Below are 2,152 nucleotides of genomic sequence, written 5' to 3' on the forward strand. Positions count from 1 at the left end.
GCCGGGCTGTCGTCGTCAGGGTGACAGCGGTCAGCGCGGCGAGCAGGGCCCAGGCGGGCGCGAAACCGCCGGTCAGGTCCGTGAGCAGGCCGAGCACGGGTGGCGCCAGGATGACCGCCACCTGGTTGACGGCCATGGCCAGGCCGAGGGCGAATCCGGTGTGGTCCGGCGGCGCCGATTCGACGACGTGGGCGACCCAGGGGCCGTACCAGCCGATTCCAAAGAAACCCAGCCAGATGAAGAGCAGGCAGGCCGCGACGGGGGTTCGGCCGATGGGGGTCGTCAACACCATCATCCCGATGATCACGGCGGCCATGCATGTCAGGACACAGGCGTAGCGGCCGGATCCGTGGCGGTCGCTCCAGGCCGCCAGGCAGATACGGCCCAGCGCGCCCGCGCACTGAACCGCGACGTAGACCAGGGCCGCCGAGGCGGAGTCCATGGACGTCACCTCGTGCAGGTACAGCACGGTGAGGACGCCCACGCCGCTGTGCACCGACACCATGCTCGTACCGGACAAGATGATCTTCTTCATGTACGGTTCGCGGAGCGGTTCCAGCCGCACGCGGGACGTGGCCGGCATTGGGCGCCGGTCCGGTGGACGGCGGTAGAGGGCCATGAAGGCGACGGCGCCTGACAGGGCGACGAGCGCGCCGGCCACGAGCGTCGACCGCCAGCCGAAGGCTGTTGCCAGCGAGGGAAGCGCGAGGGCGGCGAGGACGCCCCCGAGCGGGAGCCCCGCCTGGCGGACCCCCATGGCCAGGCCACGCCGCGAGGCGTCGAACCAGGACGCCACCGATGTGCTGCCGCCCGGCTGAATGGTGCTGTACCCCGCACCGGCGATCAGCAGGACGACGAGCAAGGAGACGTACCCCGGGGCCGCGCTGCCCGCGGCCAGCGCGACGGCGACCACGAGAGCGCCGATCCCGACGACCCAGCGTTCGTCGTGGCGGTCCAGCAGTCGTCCCGCCACGAGTAGTCCGGCCAGAGGAAGCAGCTGAGCCGCCGACAGCAGCAGGCCCAGTTGGGTGGTGTTCAGTTCCAGGTCCCGTCGCAGGTGGACACTCATCGCGCCGATGCCCTGCACGAAGAACGCGGCCGCGGCCTGGGTGAAAGTCGCGACCCCCAGGATGACCCAGCGGTATCGCGATGGTTTCACGGCTTCCAGCACAGCAGGGGGTCGGGGTGGCCGGAGAAGCCGAGCCGCCGGTAGAGCGGTTCCGCCTCGCGGGAGGCGGTGAGGTCGACCCGTACGGCGTCGCGGTCACGGAACCAGTCGAGCAGGCCGAGCATGATCGCCCGGCCGTGCCCGCGCCGCCGGTACGACGGGTCGGTGACCATGCCGATGACATGGCCGATCCTCCCGTTGCGGGAGTGGGGGCCGGGAAACCACTGCTCGATCGTGCCGATGCCGCAGGCGGCCAGGCCGGTGCCGCCGTCCACGACCAGGATCCGGCAGTCGGGTTCGGTCAGCTTCCGCTCGAAAACCCGTGCGAGCGCGTCGCGCCAGTCGTCACCGGCGTTCGCGGGGTTGAAGAAGTCACCACCGAGGTCGTCGAAGAGCAGCGCCCGGAGGCGGACGAGTTCTGAAATGTCGTGCTCTGTTGCTGTTCGCGGCATGACGCCCAGGCTGATGTAATGAGCTTATGCACCTCAACCCTTACGGAGCGGACGTGGTGAACTTCGCCGCGGAACTGGCGAACCGCCCACCGGCGAGCGCCGACGAACTCGCCGACCGCTGCCGTACGGCCGGTCTGGTGCTGGAACACCCCGTCGAACCGTCGGATCTCGACCAGACCCTCGCCGTCATCGACGCCTGGACGAACGTCGTCGACGCCACAGACGAGCGCGCGAAGGCCGAGTTACTCAATGGAATGCTGGCCCGGTCGGCCGCCTACCCCCGGCTGACCGACCACGCTCACGGTTGGCACCTGCACTATCGCGACGACCTGCAACCGCTCGGCGCGGTGCTGTTCGCGCTGATCTCCGTGGGCACGGCGACGCACCTCGTCAGCCGGGGCATGGACCGGCTCGGACGGTGTGCCGCCGCCGGTTGCGAGATGATCTTCGCGGACACCTCACGCACCGCACGGCAGCGTTACTGCTCCCAGCCGTGCGCCAACCGTGACGCGGTACGCCGCCACCGCGCCCG

3 protein-coding genes are annotated in these 2,152 nt (G+C 70.0%); 1 reads left to right on the forward strand and 2 read right to left on the reverse strand.

The genetic code is table 11. From position 1 onward, the window contains the following. Both ABD817_RS39310 and ABD817_RS39315 read right to left on the reverse strand, forming a co-directional pair. Positions 1-1,159, reverse strand: a 1,159-nt coding sequence (locus ABD817_RS39310) for an MFS transporter (protein ID WP_344923560.1), incomplete at its 3' end; no start/stop codon positions are given. Further along, a complete protein-coding gene (locus tag ABD817_RS39315) occupies positions 1,156-1,620 on the reverse strand; it encodes a GNAT family N-acetyltransferase (RefSeq protein ID WP_344923561.1) in 465 nt (154 codons plus the stop codon). The genes ABD817_RS39310 and ABD817_RS39315, both read right to left, overlap by 4 nt. A gap of 26 nt (positions 1,621-1,646) precedes the next feature. Between ABD817_RS39315 and ABD817_RS39320 the strand changes: the two genes are divergently transcribed. Then, positions 1,647-2,152: CGNR zinc finger domain-containing protein (locus ABD817_RS39320; protein WP_344923562.1), on the forward strand; the 506-nt coding region annotated here is incomplete at its 3' end.

The sequence above is a fragment of the Streptosporangium oxazolinicum genome (assembly GCF_039537505.1).
Taxonomy (GTDB): domain Bacteria; phylum Actinomycetota; class Actinomycetes; order Streptosporangiales; family Streptosporangiaceae; genus Streptosporangium; species Streptosporangium oxazolinicum.